Origin of the sequence: Enterococcus malodoratus ATCC 43197 (assembly GCF_000407185.1) — a bacterium.
GTDB lineage: Bacteria > Bacillota > Bacilli > Lactobacillales > Enterococcaceae > Enterococcus_A > Enterococcus_A malodoratus.
This window is the reverse complement of the sequence record NZ_KE136483.1, coordinates 740620-759521: the sequence shown is the minus strand read 5'-3', so window position 1 is coordinate 759521 and position 18902 is coordinate 740620. Positions and strand designations below refer to the sequence as shown.

General features: G+C 39.1%; 17 protein-coding genes. 2 read left to right on the top strand and 15 right to left on the bottom strand.

The features are described from left to right. Positions 1 to 10: 10 nt before the first annotated feature. The 12 genes from fabG to I585_RS18985 form a co-directional block, all read right to left on the bottom strand. Positions 11 to 742: a 3-oxoacyl-[acyl-carrier-protein] reductase gene (fabG, locus tag I585_RS19040; RefSeq protein ID WP_010740397.1), complete on the bottom strand. Its 732-nt coding sequence runs from the start codon at positions 740 to 742 to the stop codon at positions 11 to 13. Next, positions 726 to 1670, bottom strand: a complete 945-nt coding sequence (gene fabD, locus I585_RS19035; protein ID WP_010740398.1) for an ACP S-malonyltransferase — start codon at positions 1668 to 1670, stop codon at positions 726 to 728. Before fabD ends, fabG begins: the two co-directional genes overlap by 17 nt. A 64-nt stretch (positions 1671 to 1734) precedes the next feature. Then, positions 1735 to 1962, bottom strand: a complete 228-nt coding sequence (locus tag I585_RS19030) for an acyl carrier protein (protein ID WP_010740399.1) — start codon at positions 1960 to 1962, stop codon at positions 1735 to 1737. A gap of 51 nt (positions 1963 to 2013) precedes the next feature. Next, positions 2014 to 2976, bottom strand: coding sequence for a beta-ketoacyl-ACP synthase III (locus tag I585_RS19025; protein WP_010740400.1), 963 nt, complete (start codon positions 2974 to 2976; stop codon positions 2014 to 2016). Then, positions 2973 to 3413, bottom strand: a complete 441-nt coding sequence (gene fabT / locus I585_RS19020) for a fatty acid biosynthesis transcriptional regulator FabT (RefSeq protein WP_010740401.1) — start codon at positions 3411 to 3413, stop codon at positions 2973 to 2975. The genes I585_RS19025 and fabT overlap by 4 nt, the downstream gene beginning before the upstream one ends. A gap of 198 nt (positions 3414 to 3611) precedes the next feature. Beyond that, a complete protein-coding gene (locus I585_RS19015) occupies positions 3612 to 4775 on the bottom strand; it encodes an SAM-dependent methyltransferase (RefSeq protein ID WP_010740402.1) in 1164 nt (387 codons plus the stop codon). Between the two features lie 161 nt (positions 4776 to 4936). Beyond that, positions 4937 to 5167 carry a YkuJ family protein gene (locus I585_RS19010; RefSeq protein ID WP_010740403.1) on the bottom strand — a complete coding sequence of 77 codons (231 nt, stop codon included), beginning with the start codon at positions 5165 to 5167 and terminating at the stop codon, positions 4937 to 4939. A 104-nt stretch (positions 5168 to 5271) separates the two neighbouring features. Continuing rightward, a complete protein-coding gene (locus I585_RS19005) occupies positions 5272 to 6153 on the bottom strand; it encodes an NAD(P)-dependent oxidoreductase (RefSeq protein WP_257007094.1) in 882 nt (293 codons plus the stop codon). 48 nt (positions 6154 to 6201) lie between these two features. Further along, the gene (locus I585_RS19000; RefSeq protein ID WP_010740405.1) at positions 6202 to 7440 is read right to left on the bottom strand and encodes a glycosyltransferase family 4 protein; all 1239 of its coding nucleotides are present in this window, start codon (positions 7438 to 7440) and stop codon (positions 6202 to 6204) included. A gap of 15 nt (positions 7441 to 7455) precedes the next feature. Then, on the bottom strand, positions 7456 to 8499 hold the full coding sequence (locus I585_RS18995) for an LTA glycolipid anchor biosynthesis glycosyltransferase, IagA/BgsA family (RefSeq protein ID WP_010740406.1): 1044 nt from the start codon (positions 8497 to 8499) through the stop codon (positions 7456 to 7458). 169 nt (positions 8500 to 8668) lie between these two features. Next, positions 8669 to 10396: a phosphoenolpyruvate--protein phosphotransferase gene (gene ptsP / locus I585_RS18990; protein WP_010740407.1), complete on the bottom strand. Its 1728-nt coding sequence runs from the start codon at positions 10394 to 10396 to the stop codon at positions 8669 to 8671. Next, entirely contained in the window at positions 10396 to 10662 is a 267-nt protein-coding gene (locus I585_RS18985; RefSeq protein WP_010740408.1) for a phosphocarrier protein HPr, read from the bottom strand. Before I585_RS18985 ends, ptsP begins: the two co-directional genes overlap by 1 nt. Positions 10663 to 11098: 436 nt before the next feature. Between I585_RS18985 and I585_RS18980 the strand changes: the two genes are divergently transcribed. Continuing rightward, positions 11099 to 13321, top strand: a complete 2223-nt coding sequence (locus I585_RS18980; protein ID WP_010740409.1) for an ATP-dependent Clp protease ATP-binding subunit — start codon at positions 11099 to 11101, stop codon at positions 13319 to 13321. A gap of 152 nt (positions 13322 to 13473) precedes the next feature. Further along, positions 13474 to 13770: a DUF1827 family protein gene (locus I585_RS18975; RefSeq protein WP_010740410.1), complete on the top strand. Its 297-nt coding sequence runs from the start codon at positions 13474 to 13476 to the stop codon at positions 13768 to 13770. A gap of 15 nt (positions 13771 to 13785) precedes the next feature. On the opposite strand, the gene I585_RS18970 is transcribed toward I585_RS18975, so the two are convergent. The 3 genes from I585_RS18970 to I585_RS18960 form a co-directional block, all read right to left on the bottom strand. Next, positions 13786 to 15570, bottom strand: a complete 1785-nt coding sequence (locus I585_RS18970; protein WP_010740411.1) for a hypothetical protein — start codon at positions 15568 to 15570, stop codon at positions 13786 to 13788. Between the two features lie 22 nt (positions 15571 to 15592). Beyond that, positions 15593 to 17170 (bottom strand): peptide chain release factor 3, encoded by a 1578-nt coding sequence (locus tag I585_RS18965; RefSeq protein WP_010740412.1) that lies wholly within the window; start codon positions 17168 to 17170, stop codon positions 15593 to 15595. 306 nt (positions 17171 to 17476) lie between these two features. Further along, positions 17477 to 18853, bottom strand: coding sequence for a hemolysin family protein (locus I585_RS18960; protein ID WP_010740413.1), 1377 nt, complete (start codon positions 18851 to 18853; stop codon positions 17477 to 17479). Positions 18854 to 18902 lie beyond the last annotated feature (49 nt).

Below are 18902 nucleotides of genomic sequence, written 5' to 3'. Positions count from 1 at the left end.
CGTCCTTTCTTTACATGACCATTCCGCCATCAACGTTCAATACTTGACCGGTGATGTAACTATTTTGGGCTAAGAACAATGCGGCGTTCGCCACATCCTCCACGCTGCCAAAACATTTTAGCGGAATTTGCCCTTCCATCTGTTCTTTAATAGTTTCATTCAGTTCATCTGTCATATCTGTTTTGATAAAGCCAGGAGCGATCGCATTGCAGGTAATCCCGCGCGGCGCGACTTCTCTTGCTACTGCTTTAGTAAATCCAATCACTCCAGCTTTACTCGCTGCGTAGTTGCTTTGACCGACATTCCCGATTAGGCCTACCACGCTGGAAAGATTGATAATGACACCCGCACGTTTTTTCATCATTTTTTTTAAAACTTGCTGGGTCATATTAAATGTTCCTTTCAAGTTGATATCCAAAACAGCATCAAAATCTTCAGGCTTCATACGTAGAAGTAATTGATCTTTGGTGATACCAGCGTTGTTGATCAAAATATCAATCGAACCTAAAGAATTTTCGCATTCTTTGATCATTTTTCCTGCATCATCAAACGAACTGATATCTCCGCAAATAGTTGTACATTTTACTCCAAAGGCTTCGATTTCAGCTATTTTATCCGCTGAGATTTCTTTTCGACCATTTAGGACGATATTGGCGCCGGCCTCAGCAAAAGCTTTAGCCATTCCCCAACCAATCCCGCGACTGCTGCCTGTAATAAAAACCGTTTTATTCGTTAGTTCCATTCGAACCTCCTAAAAAGCTGATTGTATCTGCCAACGTTTTTGCATCTTCAACTCGATTGGTCGTAAGTGCGCGATCAATTTTTTTAATAAAACCGGTCAACGTTTTTCCAGGACCAATCTCGATCAATTGAGCAACACCTTGTTCCTTAAGTGTTAAAATGCTATCACTAAAGCGAACCGGCGACATTACTTGCTTAGTCAATAGAGCAACAATTTCATCTTGCGGCATGATTTCAGCAGTCGTATTTGAAATAACTGGCACTTGCATCTCGCCAAATGAGATTGTCTGTAACACTTCATTCAACCGTTTGCTTGCGGGTTCCAATAATGCTGTATGGAAAGGACCACTGACTTTCAAAGGTATCATGCGTTTTGTTCCGGCAGCTTGCAATAATTCTTCCGCTTTTTCAACTGCGGCAACTTCACCGCCAATTACGATTTGTTGCGGAGTATTATAGTTAGCTGGCGATACAATCCCTAATACTGAAGCTTGCCTGCAGCAATCCTCAATAATCTCTGCTGAGGTATTCATTACGGCCACCATTTTTCCGCTGCCAGTAGGTGCCGCTTCACTCATAAACTGGCCTCGCTTGTGGACAAGCTGTACCGCATCACTAAAAGTTAACGCACCTGAAGCCACTAACGCTGTATACTCACCTAAACTCAATCCCGCTACGGCGTCAGCCTGAAATCCATTGGCTGTCAGCACACGTAAAAAAGCCGTACTGACCGTTAAAATTGCTGGTTGAGTGTATTTTGTTTCGTTAAGCAAGTCATTTTCTTCGAAGCACAAGTCTTCCATAGAAAAACCAAGTAAATCGCTAGCTTCCTCAAACGTTTCTTTGACAATTTTCTCTTGCTGGTACAACTCTTTGCCCATTCCGACATATTGAGCGCCCTGCCCGCTGAACAAGAATGCTGTTTTCATGATCGTCTCCTAATAGCAGGAAAGGCCAGGCCTTACGCCTAGCCTTTTCCCGGAATTTTATTAATTAAGCGTTTTGTTGTTTTTCAACATATTCAACTAAATCTTTAACTGTTGTGATGCCGTCTTCTGTTTCGATTTTCACATCAAATTCGTCTTCGATTTCGTTGATGATTTGGAATAAGTCCAAGCTATCCGCTTCAAGATCTTCTTGGATGTTTGTTTCCATTTTTACTGCTTCTTTCTCTACACCTAGTTCTTCTACGATAATGTCTTGAATTTTTTCGAATGTCATAAGTTGTTTCCTCCGATAATTTTAAGTTTTAGTTTTATATTTTTAACATGCTTATAGCTGAATCAGCAGGTTGCCCCACGCTAATCCACCGCCATAGCCTGTCAATACCACTTTTTGATTGCTATTTAAAGATAAAATATTTGCCTCAACAAGCTCATCCAATAAGATTGGAATACTCGCCGCTGAAGTATTCCCATAATTCATCAGATTCATAGGAAATTTTTCAATTGGCTCATTCATTTTACGAGCCATTTTTTCAATGATTCTTTTATTAGCTTGATGCAGTAAATAATAGTCTACTGATTCGTCACCAATAAATTCTTTCAAACTTTTAGTGACATCATTTAGGGCAAAGTTCCAAATACCACGACCATCCATTGCCAAAGCCGTACTAGTTTCTGATCCTTCATAGAAAACGTTGCAGTTATTTCGGAAGCCAGAGGTCAATGAACTCGCTCGTTCACCATCCGCACGCAGCATCTGCTTTATAATAGAAGGTTCTTCGCTTGCTTCTAATAAAACACCCGCCGCTCCATCTCCGAAAAGCACGGCTGAAGAACGATCCTGCCAATCTAACAGCTTAGAGGTTTTCTCTCCGCCAATGACAATTCCACGCTTCATTCCACTACGCATAAAATTCTCTGCTGTCGCTAACGCGTAGACAAAACCAGCGCAAGCCGCTGCCACATCAAAAGCCATCGCTTGTTTAGCTCCAAGCTGTCCTTGAACCTGACAAGCTACTGAAGGGGATGTGTAATCAGGTGACATCGTGGCTACAATTACAAAATCCAAACTCAAAGGATCAATTGCCGCTTTATCAACCAGTTTTTTTGCAACCTGCAAACACATATCCGAAGTATTTTCTGCCTCGGCTATGTGACGCTGTTTAATTCCTGTCCGCGATTGGATCCATTCATCTGAAGTATCCATCCATTCGGCTAAGTCATCATTTGTCACAATCTTTTCAGGTAAATAGCGTGCTGTCGCAATTATTTTTCCGAAGCTCATATTCATTTGATCTCCTCTAAGTAATTAAACAGATTCACTAGTGCCTTCAAGAACACTTCTTGTTCATTCGCATCCAAGTCCTTAATGGCACTTTTAACCATTTCATGATGAAAATGTTGATGAACTCGAAAGACTAATCGTCCCTTCTTTGTCAAACCTAATTTGACAACTCGGCGATCATCTTCGCTGCGAATCCGTTCTACATAGCCCTTTTTCACTAAACGATTGATGGACGTTGTCAGAGTTCCGACTGTTACCAATAATTCTCTAGCAACTTCTGTTGTCGTCTTCTTTTTGTACATCCCGATTGCATCAATGGTGTGCATCTCTGTAATCGTCAAATCGCTAAATTGTGATTTTTTTAGTTCGTTTTCTTCAATCGACAAAACGTCGTTGAAAATTGAAACTAAATAGGTATTTAATTCTTCCCAGTTTCTTTCCATGTCCTCACCTAATTAGTTTGATTATCAAATCATTTGATGATCAAACTATATCTTATTTTTTTTCTGAATGCAACAATATTTTTTCAATTAACCAAAAATTAATGATTAATCCTGAACCTGTTCTATCTACTCTAGCATAAAATTACTTTGGTTATCAAAGGATTTTTTTCGTAAAAAAATAAGCGGGAAACCCGCTTATTAAACATTCCGATGCATCGGAATCGTATTATTATTTGGATGAACCAATAAATATTGAATAACATCGATGTTGCTTGCTTGGAATGAGGCCGCACATGCCTGCAAATATAAGTCCCACATTCGATAGAACGCTTCATCTTTTTGGTCAATCACTTTATCTGCTACCTGATGGAAGTTCTTCGTCCAGTGTTCTAGCGTTAGTTGGTAATCACGACGCAAACTTTCAAGATCAATCACTTGCAACTCATTTTCCGTGATATGTCCAACTAATTCAGTAACTCCAGGAATATAGCCGCCTGGGAAAATGTATTGATTGATCCACGCATTTTTGGCACCACCTTGTTGACGGCTAATACCATGAATCAATGCTGTTCCATTTTGTGCTAAATGCTTTTCAACAACCTTAAAGTACTCTTGTAAATTTTCGGCGCCTACATGCTCGAACATACCGACACTTGTGATATGATCAAACGTTCCGTCTAAGTCGCGATAGTCCATCAACTCAACTGAAACAGTATCTTCTAAATGCTCTTTTGCAATAATCGCTTGAATGTGTTGATATTGTTCTTCACTCAAAGTGATCCCTTTGGCTTTTACATTATATTCCTTCGCAGCAGTCAAAATCAGTGTGCCCCAACCGCAACCGATATCCAGTAGGGTTTCACCAGGCTGAATAAATAATTTATCTAGGATATGGTGAACTTTATTAATTTGCGCTTGTTCCAAAGTATCCTCAGGTGTTTCAAAAAAAGCACAAGAATAAGTCAATGTACGGTCCAACCACATTTCATAAAAATCATTACCTAAATCATAATGACTATGGATGTCATGAGCCGATTGTTTTTTTGTATGCTTTTCTTTCGGCATCCATTTTTTAAAATTCGTATTGTGGAAAAAACCATTCGCTTGATTGTAAACGTCATAAATTAAAGCTTGCAAATTTCCGTCAATCTCGATTTTCTTTTCCATATATGCTTCGCCAAGTGCTAAAGAAGCATTATTAAGTAATTCCTTCACTGGAATTTTTTCGTTGAAAATAATTTTGAAGACGACGTCGCCTTCAGAGTCTCCGTATTCCTTAACAGAACCGTCCCAAAAAGTAACTTGCGTCTTTTTAGAAAATGATGGTTTAAATAATTGATGATATACTTCTTTGTCTAACATGTTGTAGCCTCCCTCATAACATCTTCTGACTAAATCTTGATTATTTCAAAAGATTTGCCCTGAGTTGGCCGTAAAAATAGGAATTCCTCATAAAATTATAATCAAAAATTATATGTAACCCCTTAACAAAAAAGGGCACAAAAAAAACGGGTCGCCCCGTTTTATTGAATCAAATCATAAATTTCCATCGCAACAATGTCGATGTTATCAAATTGATAAGATTGTTTGCTGTCGCTTTCTGTCAGCTCAAATGTTTCTGTCGTATTATCATAAGTTACAGTACATTTTTCTACGCCCTCTTTTTCAAAACGACGCAATTGTACTTCATTATCAGTCGATTCAGTCATTGCTTCTAAGCGTTTAATAATGGCAACTAATTGTGAATGTTTCATCTAGGTGCCCCCCTTCTTCTCAATTCTGTCTTATTGTATCAAATCCGACCGTATCTTGCATTGATTTTCATCAATAAAATTATGATTTTTTTACTAAAACTAACTTAAGATTCTGACCACCATAATTTAATCAGGGCTTGCGTCCCATCATTTTCGAATCCTTGATCGGCTAATCGTTCATAAAGCTCTGTTGCCAATTTAGTTGCGGGCAAATCAAGTTGCATTTTTTCTGCCTCATCTAACGCTATCTTAAGGTCCTTAATGAAGTGTTTGACGAAGAACCCTGGAGAATAATCTGCTTTTAAAATTCGCGGTGTATAATTTGTCATTGACCAGTTTTGGGCTGCACCGCCCCCTAATGTTTCTAAAACCTTCGGCACATCAAGGTTTGCTGCTTTTGCGTACACCAACATTTCCGTCATCCCTGTCATTGTTCCCGCGATCATAATTTGATTTGCCATTTTAGTATGTTGACCAGAACCTGCCGCTCCTTGCAAGGAATAGCTTTTCCCCATTATTTCAAATAATGGAACGACTTGATCATAAGTAGCTTGATCTCCACCTACCATAATAGTCAGTGTTGCATTCTGCGCGCCAAGATCACCGCCGGAGACCGGAGCATCCATTGCTGCCGCACCATTTTCTTTCGCTGTTTGATAGATTTTTTCTGCCAGCGTCGGAGTGGATGTCGTCAGATCGATTAGAGTTTTCCCCGCGACATCTATTGAAAAAATACCATCCGTGCCATAATAAATCTCTTCGACATCACTAGGATATCCTACCATTGAAAAGATAATCTCACTGGCATTTGTTACTTTCGCTGGTGTTTCTTGCCAGGTTGCGCCTTTTTCAACTAACTCATCTGTTTTACTCTTCGTACGGTTATATACCGCTACTTCATGTCCAGCAGTTAAAAAATGCTTAACGATCGACTTTCCCATCACGCCTGTTCCGATAAATCCTATCTTCATTCTACTAACCTCCAAAATAAAAATAATCCACCTCCAGTATACATGAAGAGATGGATTTCGGCTTTATTTATCATCGCTATTCCTAAGTGAATTAATTCGCACCCGCATTTTTTGAACCGTTCGAGCAGGTGATCTCGTTTCTGTGTGGTTTTCATCATAGTAAACCAACATCTCTTGATAAAAATTCAGTATTTCACTGCCAAATCGTTCCGCAGAAATCTCGATCAGCTTATTTTGCTGAACTTCTGAACTTATCGGGATCTGTTGTTGCACATAACGAACAAATGCATCGCTAAAATCAGTATCACTTTCAAACGTAATTCCTAAAGAGTCATCGCTTAATAATTGTTCTAGGTAATCATTGCCTTCAACAATGCATTGTGTTCCTGAAGCAATCGCTTCGGCATAGGTCAACCCTTGTGTTTCTGAGGTCGAAGCACTGACAAAATAGTCAGCCGCATGATAATAGTAGGCAACTTCTTCATGCGGAACCTCACCAGTGAATTGAACATACTCCTCTATGCCTAAATCTTGTGTCAGTTTTTCTAAATCTTCTCGATAAGGTCCTTTTCCAACAATCACTAATCTAGCAGCAGGATAGCTCATAAGTATCTCTGGAAATTGCTGTACGATAATATGGATATTCTTTTCATAAGAAATACGGCTCAGTGATAAAATCATTAACTCATCTTTTTGAATTCCTAATTTCGTTCTCAAAAGATTCGTATCTTCCTCAGTAATATCTGAACGGACAAAATGCGAAACATCAATTCCTGTTGGAATGATCCGCATTGGAACGTCTACTTCATAACGTTTTAATGTGTCTACTACCCTTTTACTTGGACAAACTACTCCAGTTGAGTGATTGACAAACATTTTTATGAAATGTTTTACATGTGTCGGTCTGACCACTTTTCCATTAGCAATATAATGAAGGTAATCCTCATACATCGTATGATACGTGTGAACCACAGGAATACGCAAACGATTTGCGACCATTTTGCCTAAAAATCCCGCGCCAAACTCTGTATGGGTATGGATAATCTCTAATTCTAATTCCTTTGCGATTTGATAAGCAAACCAAATTCCCCGCACAACGATTCGGCGATCCGTGAACGATACAAATGGAACACTAGGCATTCGTACGATATCTTTTTCAAACTCATCAGCCTCTGGATCTGTCGTCGTAAATATATAGACCTCATGACCTTGCTTTTCGAGTTCATTTTTTAATGTTCGAATTGATGTTGCTACCCCACTTACTTGAGGGAAATAGGTATCTGTGAAAAAACCGATCCGCACGTCTGCTCCTCCAAACTATTTTGTGACTTTTGCATAAACCTGATGATCATACGGCAGATCTAAGACTGCTTGATAAACAGATTTCAATTCTTCACCAATCTGTGTAATACTTTTTTCTTGCGCCGTTTTAAATCCAGCCATGGAAAGATTCGGCAGCTGATGATTAGCTAATTTTCGAATCAATTGTTCGAATTCTTGATTGTTTTCTCCCATATAGCAGTTCACACGGTCATTCATCCAACCGCCATATACCGGAATATTCCTCAATAAAACCTGTTGTTGACTAGCTAAGGCCTCTAATACGACGATTCCTTCGGTTTCCTCATAAGAAGGAAAGAAGAACAAATCTGCCCCAGAATAAGCTCCCTCAATCAAATCACCATTTATATAGCCTGGGAAAAGGACATTGTCTGGATGAGCTTTTTTTACAGCTCTTCTGATATTAGCTGGAATCGAAATCATCGGTACATCGCCAAACCAAATAAACGTATATTCAGGCATTTTTTTTGCGATCTCAATAAAATCGAGAATTCCTTTACGTTCAAAAAACAGGCCTACACAAATGACTACTTTTTGTGTTTCAGATAAATTAAAATACTTGCGAAAAGCCGCTTCCTTATTTTCGTCAGGATAATATTTTTTTAAATCAATTCCATTAGAAATCGCCGCAATCGGTTGTGACAATCCATATCCTTGCAGCAATTTTTTTGAATAAGGTGTTGGTGTAATCAAATGATCCGCTTGCTGATACAAGGAAACCAGCCATTTCTTAAATAATGGCGCAAGCTGATTTGACCCAATAAACGAGTTGCGAAAATCTTCTTCAGTAGAATGCGCATGAAAAACAACCTTTTTTCCAAGCCTCTTCGCTTTTCTGACTAATCTTAAACTTTTCGGCCCATAAGTATTAATATGTAATATATCATAATCTGTGTCCTTGGGATCAAGCGTGTAATCAATTCCCATTGATGCCAGAGCTCTTTTTTGATGACTCAAAGCACGACCAATACCCGACTTACCAATAACATTCTGACCTTCAAAATAAAGTAATACTTTCATATGCAGCCTCCTTTAAAACAAATCAATTATATCATAAGCCTCAGAGCTTTTTCTCAACCTATAGTCTGATTTTATACCGAATTGATTATTTTTTAACCAATTAAGTATAACACCATTTAACAAAAAAAGACCATTGTCTAAAAATAGACAATGGTCTTGATGTTAGGTTTTATTTAACGTATTGCTTAACTAGCTCTTCGACTTCTTCCATCGTGTCGCATTCCTTCAACGCTTTATCAGCCAACTCGGCCATGTCAGTCGTTGTTAGACGTTTCATTAAGCTACGAGTTCTAAGAATAGATGTTGCGCTCATAGAGAACTCATCTAATCCCATACCCATTAACAATGGAACCGCAGTTTGATCGCCGGCCATTTCGCCGCACATGCCAGCCCATTTGCCTTCAGCGTGCGCTGCATCAATCACATTTTTAATCAAACGCAAGATTGATGGGTTATATGGTTGGTAAAGGTATGAAACACGTTCGTTCATACGGTCAGCTGCCATTGTGTATTGGATCAAATCGTTTGTTCCGATACTAAAGAAGTCAACTTCTTTGGCGAATTTGTCCGCTAAAACAGCTGCTGCAGGAATTTCGATCATGATTCCGACTTGAATCGTGTCAGAAACTTTCACGCCTTCGTTAACAAGCTTTTCTTTCTCTTCGTTGAACAAAGTCTTCGCTGCGCGGAACTCTTTTAAGGTTGCAACCATCGGGAACATGATGCGTAGATTTCCGTATACAGAAGCACGTAATAACGCACGTAATTGTGTACGGAACATATCGTCACCTAGTTCAGATAAGCTGATACGCAATGCACGGTATCCCAAGAATGGGTTCATTTCATGAGGTAAAGTTAAGTAAGGTAATTCTTTATCTCCGCCGATATCCATTGTACGAACAACGACAGGTTTGTCGCCCATGCCTTCTAAAACGGCTTTATAAGCTTCAAATTGATCGTCTTCTGTTGGGAAATCTGAAGAGTCCATGTATAAGAATTCCGTACGATATAAACCAATCGCTTCAGCTCCATTGTTATGAACGCCTTCAAGATCCTTAGGTGTTCCAATATTTGCTGCTAATTCAAAATGCTTGCCATCAGCTGTCACTGTTTCAGCATTTTTCAATTTTTCCCATTCTGCTTTTTGCGCCGCATATGCTTCGCCGGCTTTTTTGAAATCAGCCGCTTGTTCGTCAGTTGGGTTTACGATTGTTTCACCAGTCATCCCGTTAACTGCAAGAAAATCGCCTTCTTTAGCTTTAGAAGTGATTTCTTTTGTACCAACGATTGCTGGAATTTCTAATGAACGAGCCATAATTGCTGAGTGAGACGTGCGTCCACCAATATCAGTAACAAAGGCCTTAACGAAGTTTTTATCTAATTGTGCAGTATCACTTGGAGTCAAGTCATGCGCCACAACCACAACTTCTTCATCGATCATTGATGGGTCTGGTAAAGATACGCCTAGCAAGTGCGCCATTACACGCTTAGTAACGTCGCGAATATCCGCTGCACGTTCTTGCATATAAGCGTTATCATCCATTGCCTCGAACATGCCGATATACATATCTGTTACTTCTTTAAGTGAGCTTTCAGCGTTCACTTTATTATCTTGTATATGTTGTTTGATTTGACCAATCATTTCTGGATCTGAAAGAACCATTAAATGAGCATCAAAAACTTGTGCTTCTTCTTCACCTAAGCTTTTTGCTGCTTTATCCCGAATTTTTTCTAATTCAGCAGAAGAAGCCGCCAAAGCGTCGTCTAAACGCTTTTCTTCGGCAGCAGTATCTTCTACAGTATTTTGTTTGAAAGATAAATCCGGTTGTACTAGCAGATAAGCTTTCGCAACGGCAACCCCGTCACTTGCGGCAATACCTTTTAGTAATTCAACCATTATTCAGATAATCCTTCCTTTTTCATTGTTTCTACGATTGCTTCCATTGCTTCTTTTTCGTCAGCACCTTCAGCAGAAATAGTAACGTCAGAACCTTGGCCAACACCTAGAGACATAACTCCCATGATTGATTTAAGGTTAACTGATTTTCCTTTATACTCTAAGTTAATATCAGAGTTAAATTTGCTTGCAGCTTGCACTAATAAAGTTGCGGGACGTGCATGAATCCCCGTTTCTGCTACTACGTGAAAATCTTTTTTTTCCATATTGACCGTTCTCCTTTATAAAAAAAATGTTTTTTTATGTTAGGGCTTTAATGATAACAACCATCATTTTGAGCCCTTCATTTCCTTAGATTACCATTTTTTCGCAGTGGATACAACAATTTTAATCGATTTATTCCAGCGAAATGTATGCCCTTTCTTAAAATATCTGGTTTGATCGTTAAACTTCCTTATTTCTTCCGTTTTCATTTTTATTCCATAACAACGACTGTCGCTGACACTCACAAAATGTTCTTTTTAGCACTCGAAAAGGTTGATTGCTAAAAAGTGAAACAAACTGTTTGCTTTTATCAGAATTCTCGCTATAATAATTTTAAGGTCAGTGATAGTCAAACAATTGACCAGCGTATCTTTTTACGAGATTCGCTTACTCGATGTACAATGGAAGAAACAATTAACTATTGAAAGGGTGAAAAAGATGCTTTGCCAAAATTGTCATGAAAATGAAGCAACGATTCATTTATATGCAAACGTTAATGGTCAACGAAAGCAACTAGATTATTGTCAAAGTTGCTATCAAAAATTAAAGAATCAAGCTGGAGGTGCGCCACAAATGGCAGGAAATGATCCTTTTGGTTTTGGAAGTTTAGACGATTTGTTCCGTTCAATGTCACAACAAATGCAACAACGACAAGGCGCTGCAGATCAAACACCACCGACTCAATTCGGCGGTGGGAATGGCATGAATAATCAACCCCCTCGCGGAAATGGCGGTGGCGGTTTATTAGATGAATATGGTATCAATATTACTGGTTTAGCTCGCGAAGGAAATATCGACCCAGTTGTTGGGCGCGATGATGAAATTCAACGCGTCATCGAAATTTTAAATCGTAGAACAAAAAACAATCCAGTTCTTATTGGTGAACCTGGTGTTGGTAAAACAGCTGTTGTTGAAGGTTTATCTCAAAAAATCGTTGATGGCGATGTACCGCAAAAATTGATGGACAAGGAAGTTATTCGATTAGATGTCGCTTCTCTGGTTCAAGGAACCGGAATCCGAGGTCAATTCGAAGAACGGATGCAAAAACTGATCGAAGAGATTCGTCAATCAGAAAACATTATTCTTTTCATTGATGAAGTTCATGAAATCGTCGGTGCCGGTGCTGCTGGAGATGGCAACATGGACGCTGGTAACATTCTAAAACCAGCATTGGCTCGTGGTGAGCTACAAATGGTCGGTGCTACAACACTTAATGAATATCGAATCATTGAAAAAGATGCGGCTTTAGAACGTCGGATGCAGCCTGTCCGGGTCGAAGAACCTTCTGTTCAAGAAACGATTGAGATTTTGAAAGGCTTGCAGCCTCGTTATGAAGATTATCATCATGTGAAATACACCGATGATGCAATTAAAGCTGCGGCCGAACTTTCAAATCGTTACATCCAAGATCGCTTCTTACCTGATAAGGCCATCGATTTATTAGATGAAACAGGTTCGAAGAAAAACTTGACGATTCAAATTGTTGATCCAAAAACGATCGACAAAAAATTAGCGGAAGCTGAACAGCAAAAATCACAAGCTTCTCAAGAAGAAGATTTTGAAAAAGCAGCCTACTATCGCGATCAAATCAATAAGCTACAAAAAATGAAAGACCGTCAATTAACGGATGAAGAAACACCCGTCATTACCGAAAAGGATATGGAGAAGATCGTTGAAAAACGGACTGGTATCCCTGTCGGCGAGTTGAAAGAAAAAGAACAAACACAATTGAAAAATCTTGCAGTTGATTTGAAGAAACATGTTATCGGTCAAGATGAGGCCGTTGATAAAGTTGCGAAGTCGATTCGTCGTAACCGGGTCGGCTTGAATAAGAAAAACCGCCCAATCGGTTCATTCCTATTCGTAGGACCAACAGGAGTTGGTAAAACAGAGTTGGCTCGTCAATTAGCTGAAGAATTATTTGGCTCAAGTGAATCCATGATTCGTTTCGATATGAGTGAGTATATGGAAAAACACAGTGTCTCTAAATTGATTGGTTCACCTCCTGGTTATGTTGGCTATGAAGAAGCTGGGCAATTAACGGAGCAAGTTCGTCGTCATCCATACAGCTTGATTTTGTTGGATGAAATCGAGAAGGCTCATCCAGATGTGCTTCACATGTTCCTGCAAATCCTTGATGATGGCCGTCTAACTGATTCACAAGGACGGACAGTCAGCTTCAAAGACACGATCATTATCATGACCAGCAATGCTGGAACCGGTAAAATTGAAGCCAACGTTGGTTTTGGTGCCGCAAGAGATGGTGTTACTCGTTCTGTCTTAGGTCAATTAAAAGATTTCTTTGCGCCAGAGTTTTTGAATCGTTTTGATGGGATTATCGAATTCAGTCAATTGTCGAAAGAAAACTTAATGAACATTGTATCCTTGATGTTAGATGATGTTAACGAAATGTTGGCCTCTCAAAAACTTCATATTGATGTTCCAGACAACGTAAAAGAAAAACTAGTTGATTTAGGTTATGATCCTGCAATGGGTGCTCGCCCGCTTCGTCGGACGATCCAAGAAACCATTGAAGATGGAATCGCTGAATTCTATCTAGATCATCCCGCAATTACAGATCTGAAGGCAAAACTTGATAAAGATGATCACATCGTTATCACGTCAAAACCTGAGCGTTTGGTCAAAGAATCGAAAAAATAATAATTTAGGCCCCTCGTTTCTTTCGAGGGGCCTTTTCCTTTCGCCAAATTATCTAAATTTTCTAATTAAAATGAGCAACATCCTTCTTTTTTCCTAATCTTTCTTATATAATTACACTATGAAGTAAGGTTTTAGGAAGAAGGTGTTTCGGGATGAAACTTATCAATGTGACTAATAGTCATTCACAAATGGTTTATAATCAGCTAGAGAACACTGATGCTAACATGATAAAGGTTTATACAATCGGCAATACTACCGTAATATATACTGATGCTTATAAGCATGCAGAAATCGTATTAAAAAACGATAATCGAAACATTATGCCCTCAGAGATTGACTTTGTACATAAATACTTTAAACGTAAACTAGATGAGGGTACGTATGATTTCGCAAATATTTCTTATCTTGAATCTCCTGGTCTGATTGAAATGTCGATAACAAAAAAATAGTTGAAGCGAAATGCTTCAACTATTTTTTTTATTTATTTTTTTAGCAATAATAGGCAGTTGAAGAATTCCAACAAAAGCAAGAACTTCTATCCACTGAATGACCGGCACCCCTGCCCCAGTATAGATCATCATAAAAAGTTCTTTTCGTTCTGGTGCCCATGAACAAAACCACGACACCCCAATCAAAAAGATTAAATAAGATAACATCAATCCAAACAAAATCAGCAACATTCCTCGAAACATTTTTAACTGCTTTTTTGAAAAAAGACTGCCAATTAAGATAATTAAAAGGCCTATCCCACAAAAAACAATCCAAATTGGTGTTAGCTTTTGATAGACTGTAATGATGTGATTAGACACCCTCGCAGTTCTAGTGGGTTCGACTGGTTTAGACTGAGCAACATTCACATCTCGCCAATTTTCGGAGAATGAATGCCTTAGCAAATTCTCTGCTCTTGTTATATCTTCTTTAGGTCCCAGTGTTCTGTCTGTCCCTTGACCATAATTTTTATAAAAAACATTATAGTCAAATCCGCTTTTCATAAATTCACCGACAAGCGGCAAATCTTTTCTTAATTTTCCATCACCTGTGGCAGTCAGATAAATTTCATTCTTTTTCTTCAGCTTGCCATTTTTATAAGCTGTCGATAATTCTGAATCAACCTTTCGCCAAAACGCTTCTGTCTGCTCTGCATCTTTGTAGTAACCCGCTTGTGTCGCGGCGTCCCTTAACGCCCAAAAAATAATATCACCAGCAATATCCTCGCCACCACTCCAAGGACTGCCATGATAAATCCAATCGATATTTTTTGCGATTGATTTAAGCGTTGGCGAAACAGCCTCCGCTTTCTCCAAAGACCTTTTTGAAACCCAAACTTTACTATTGGTTTGATTTATTTCTGTCCCGTCATCCATTCGAATCAATTGTTTCGAAACATCGCCAAAAGCTCCACCAGTTCGATCGTTGACTAGCGAAATGCCATAATGCTCTTTATTGAGCTTCTGCAAAACCTTAGTCGATGAAATAAGCATTAAGAATGGCAGAAGACACATGATCAGCTTTATTAACTGTTTCTTCGTAAAATAGAATTTTTTGATGGAAGCACGAAGAGTTTTCAGTTTAAATTCTGGATCATTTTCAAAAATAACCGATCCCGCAATTACCGATAGACCGACAATCATTAGCGGTAAAAGCCACAAAGAATCTTCGCGTATGTACCAGTAAAAAGGAAAAATTATTGTCAATCCAAAACTCCATAGAAGAAATGGCTTGAGCCGGCCATTTCTTCTAAAATACAATCCTACCAGACAACCAATTACTAATAATACTGCTGGAACGACAAGAGTATTTCGATAAATACGTGTGCTATATTCACTCGTCAAAGCTACTGGCGAGTATAAAAAGAATGTATAAATAAAAGTTAGCATCCATCGATTATTAACTAGCGGCCGAAGTGCGATTGCCGCAACTGAACTAGCCACTATGTTGAAAATTCCTAAAAGGATTCCGTACGATAGATGTAATTTATTAGCCCACACCATAAAGAGCGAGTAGGAAATTCCTTTAGATAGAGCTTTCGTTGAATACTCCCCTAACCAATTTCCCTTTAGCATTTCTTCGCTGTAATGAATGAACAATTGGTCATCATAACCAGCATATAAGTTGGTGAAATAAGGGGCCTTCGCGCTCAATACTAAACGAAACACGGTCAAAACGATCACTATAGCTAGTAAAATTAAACTACTTGGCCGCTTGATCTTTTTTAAAATACTTGCTGTGTCACTTTTTAGTCTCTGCATCAAAGTTCCCTTTCTTAACATTTTACATCAAGCTCTTTAGTTCTACTTCAGGATACTTGTCCGCGAACCAGCGCATCGCAAATTGATTTTCGAAAAGGAACAGCGGCTGGTCAAAACGATCCTTAGCCAAAATATTGCGGCTTGAGCTCATTCGTTCATCTAATTGTTCTGGATCAATCCAGCGAGCAATTTTATTCCCCATTGGAGTCATCACAACTTCAGCATTGTATTCATTCAGCATCCGGTGTTGGAAAACTTCAAACTGCAGCTGCCCGACAGCACCGATAATATATTCATCCGTTAAGTATGTCTTGTACAATTGGATTGCGCCCTCTTGAACCAATTGATAGATTCCTTTATGGAAGGATTTCTGTTTCATCACGTTCTTAGCAGTGACCTTCATAAATAATTCTGGGGTAAATGACGGCAGCTCTTCGTAAGCGACTTTTAATTTCCCTTCATACAAAGTATCACCGATTTGATAGTTTCCTGTATCGTAAACGCCAATGATATCTCCCGCAACTGCTTCTTCAACATTTTCCCGTGCATCCGCCATAAATTGAGTCACATTGCTCAACTTCATCTTTTTGCCAGTACGGCCAAGCATAACATCCATTCCACGTTCAAAAGTTCCTGAACAGATACGTACGAAAGCAATACGGTCACGATGGTTCGGATTCATGTTGGCTTGGATTTTGAAAACAAAGCCTGAGAATTCTTCTTCGTATGGAGAAACTGCTTCTCCAGTTTCGGTTTTATGAGCATGTGGTTTTGGTGCTAAATCGACAAACCGCTCTAAAAATGTCTCCACTCCAAAGTTTGTTAACGCTGAACCAAAGAAGACCGGCGTTTGGTCACCACGTTCAATTTTTTCGAGATCGAATTGATCGCCAGCCTCACGAACTAATTCTACCTCTCCTAAAACATCTTCATAAATCGACTTTTCTTTTAATGGGTGGTCACCTGCGATCTCACCGTTAGTCAATTTTACAAATCGTTCGCCTTCATATTGCTCTGGGCGATAAAACTCAATCCGTTCATTGTCAATATCATACAAACCTTCTAACCCTTTACCCATGCCGATTGGCCAATTCATTGGATACGATTCGATATCCAACAATTCTTCCAGTTCTTCCAGCAATTCTAATGGCTCACGACCATCACGGTCTAATTTGTTGATGAAGGTAAAGATTGGAATGCCCCGGCGTTTAACAACCTGGAAAAGCTTCTTTGTTTGTGCCTCGATCCCCTTCGCGCTATCGATAACCATCACGGCACTATCAACGGCCATCAAGGTCCGATAAGTATCCTCAGAGAAATCCTCATGTCCGGGTGTATCCAAAATATTTACTCGTTTATCGTCAAAATCAAACTGCATCACAGAACTCGTTACTGAGATACCACGTTGTTTTTCAATATCCATCCAGTCAGACTTCGCAAAGTTCCCTGTCTTTTTCCCTTTTACAGTTCCGGCTTGACGAATCGCTCCGCCGAAAAGTAATAATTGCTCAGTAATCGTTGTTTTACCGGCATCCGGATGGGAAATAATGGCAAAAGTACGGCGGCTGTCGACTTGTTGTTTTAAATCAGGATTATTCATTCTATTGCTCCATTCATTATCTAATATCTTTAAAATTTCAACCCAATCAGTATAGCATGGATTTTACTTGGTTGGAAAGTTGAATCGCTCTTGCACTGACTCTTTTTACTACTGCTCATTTGGAGTGGTTCATCTCATTAATTCGCCCGAATATTTTATTCGCAAAAGCACAAGTTATCATGATTCATTATGTAAAAATTAACGAGTCTGGCTGTTCATCATTTTTCAATCAGACTAAACTGTTAAATAAATAGACAGCTGACAAAAAGAAAACACCCTGCAAAGCAGAATGTTTTCTAAAAATTCTTAACGACGAGGTTCATCATCTTCAAAGTCTTTGGTGAATAAACGGCGACCTTCTTCAGGTTCAGCGTCTTCATGTTCGTCTGGATGAAAAATTGCACGCAGCGTTAAAACACGAGAGCCTTCCATTTCTTCAGAAATCAACGTTAAATCATCCACATCAAAGGAAAGTTTCTCTCCTTCATCAGGAATCGTTCCTAAAGCAGTAATTAAGTAGCCGGCCATCGTATCGACATCGCTCATGTGCAAGTTTAAGTCGAATTCTTCATTAAAATCTTCAATCAACATTTTTCCGTTGATTAAGTATTCATTGTCACCGACTTTTTCATAAAGCTTCTCAACCTCATCAGATTCATCGTCGATCTCTCCAACGATTTCTTCTAATAGGTCTTCTAACGTAACGAGCCCTACCATGCCGCCGTATTCATCAAGCAGAATCGACATTTGGTTTTGGGTTTTCTTCAATTCATATAGTAAGTCATCAATAAAAATCGTTTCTGGTACGAATAATGGTTCTTGCAAAATTTTACGCAATTCAACATTTTCGAAACCAAAATGACGTGCAGCTTTTAACAATGTCTTCGTATGCAATATTCCAACAACTGTATCCTTGTCTTCATCGTATACGGGAATTCTTGAATAGCTTTCATTTAAGATTTCATCAATACTTTCTAATACCGGATCATTGATATCGATCATGAAAGAATCGGTTCGAGGAACCATTACTTCACGCGCTACCTTTGTGTCTAATGAAAAAACACCCTGCAGCATTTCGATCTCGTCGTTATCCAATACGCCTTCAGTCTCTAACATATAACGCATTTCGTCACGGGTCATTTTTGTATCTTCATCATCGAAGGTCATTGGCGTGATTTTTGCCAATAAATTCGTAGAAGCGGTCAACAACCAGACGAATGGTTTTGTGATTACTCCTATTTTACGTACCACACCGGAAGTAAATTGCGCTACTTCTTCGGTCTTGGTCATGGCAATCCGCTTGGGATATAATTCTCCAAATACAATCGAAACATAGGTCAATAAAATCATGACGATCGCAGCCGCAGCCGTTCGTGCAATCGTACTTCCACCTAATAATGGTGCTAAACGAGCAGATAGACTATCAGCCAAGGATGCCCCTGACAAGATGTTGACTAAAGTAATCCCTACTTGAATGGTAGACAAGAAATTATTCGGGTTTTGGATGACCGCTAATAATTTTTGTGATTTCAGGTTTCCTTCTTCTGCCTTTTGTTCTACTCGGTTTTTATTAACCGACACCACCGCAATTTCAGCCGCAGCCAAAAATCCGTTGATTAACGTTAAAATTACTAATAAACCCAATTGTAAGAATAACGACTGACTATCGGGGTCAGCATTCATAATTGCATTCGCTCCTTAATTTAAAGTGTAAAAAAAGTGGCACAAAGGC

What these genes read in the sequence shown, in the direction of transcription:
- fabG (WP_010740397.1), bottom strand. Translation starts at nt 742, where the DNA reads ATGGAACTAACGAATAAAACGGTTTTTATTACAGGCAGCAGTCGCGGG.
- fabD (WP_010740398.1), bottom strand. Translation starts at nt 1,670, where the DNA reads ATGAAAACAGCATTCTTGTTCAGCGGGCAGGGCGCTCAATATGTCGGA.
- I585_RS19030 (WP_010740399.1), bottom strand. Translation starts at nt 1,962, where the DNA reads ATGACATTCGAAAAAATTCAAGACATTATCGTAGAAGAACTAGGTGTA.
- I585_RS19025 (WP_010740400.1), bottom strand. Translation starts at nt 2,976, where the DNA reads ATGAATATGAGCTTCGGAAAAATAATTGCGACAGCACGCTATTTACCT.
- fabT (WP_010740401.1), bottom strand. Translation starts at nt 3,413, where the DNA reads ATGGAAAGAAACTGGGAAGAATTAAATACCTATTTAGTTTCAATTTTC.
- I585_RS19015 (WP_010740402.1), bottom strand. Translation starts at nt 4,775, where the DNA reads ATGTTAGACAAAGAAGTATATCATCAATTATTTAAACCATCATTTTCT.
- I585_RS19010 (WP_010740403.1), bottom strand. Translation starts at nt 5,167, where the DNA reads ATGAAACATTCACAATTAGTTGCCATTATTAAACGCTTAGAAGCAATG.
- I585_RS18995 (WP_010740406.1), bottom strand. Translation starts at nt 8,499, where the DNA reads ATGAAAGTATTACTTTATTTTGAAGGTCAGAATGTTATTGGTAAGTCG.
- ptsP (WP_010740407.1), bottom strand. Translation starts at nt 10,396, where the DNA reads ATGGTTGAATTACTAAAAGGTATTGCCGCAAGTGACGGGGTTGCCGTT.
- I585_RS18985 (WP_010740408.1), bottom strand. Translation starts at nt 10,662, where the DNA reads ATGGAAAAAAAAGATTTTCACGTAGTAGCAGAAACGGGGATTCATGCA.
- I585_RS18980 (WP_010740409.1), top strand. Translation starts at nt 11,099, where the DNA reads ATGCTTTGCCAAAATTGTCATGAAAATGAAGCAACGATTCATTTATAT.
- I585_RS18975 (WP_010740410.1), top strand. Translation starts at nt 13,474, where the DNA reads ATGAAACTTATCAATGTGACTAATAGTCATTCACAAATGGTTTATAAT.
- I585_RS18970 (WP_010740411.1), bottom strand. Translation starts at nt 15,570, where the DNA reads ATGCAGAGACTAAAAAGTGACACAGCAAGTATTTTAAAAAAGATCAAG.
- I585_RS18965 (WP_010740412.1), bottom strand. Translation starts at nt 17,170, where the DNA reads ATGAATAATCCTGATTTAAAACAACAAGTCGACAGCCGCCGTACTTTT.
- I585_RS18960 (WP_010740413.1), bottom strand. Translation starts at nt 18,853, where the DNA reads ATGAATGCTGACCCCGATAGTCAGTCGTTATTCTTACAATTGGGTTTA.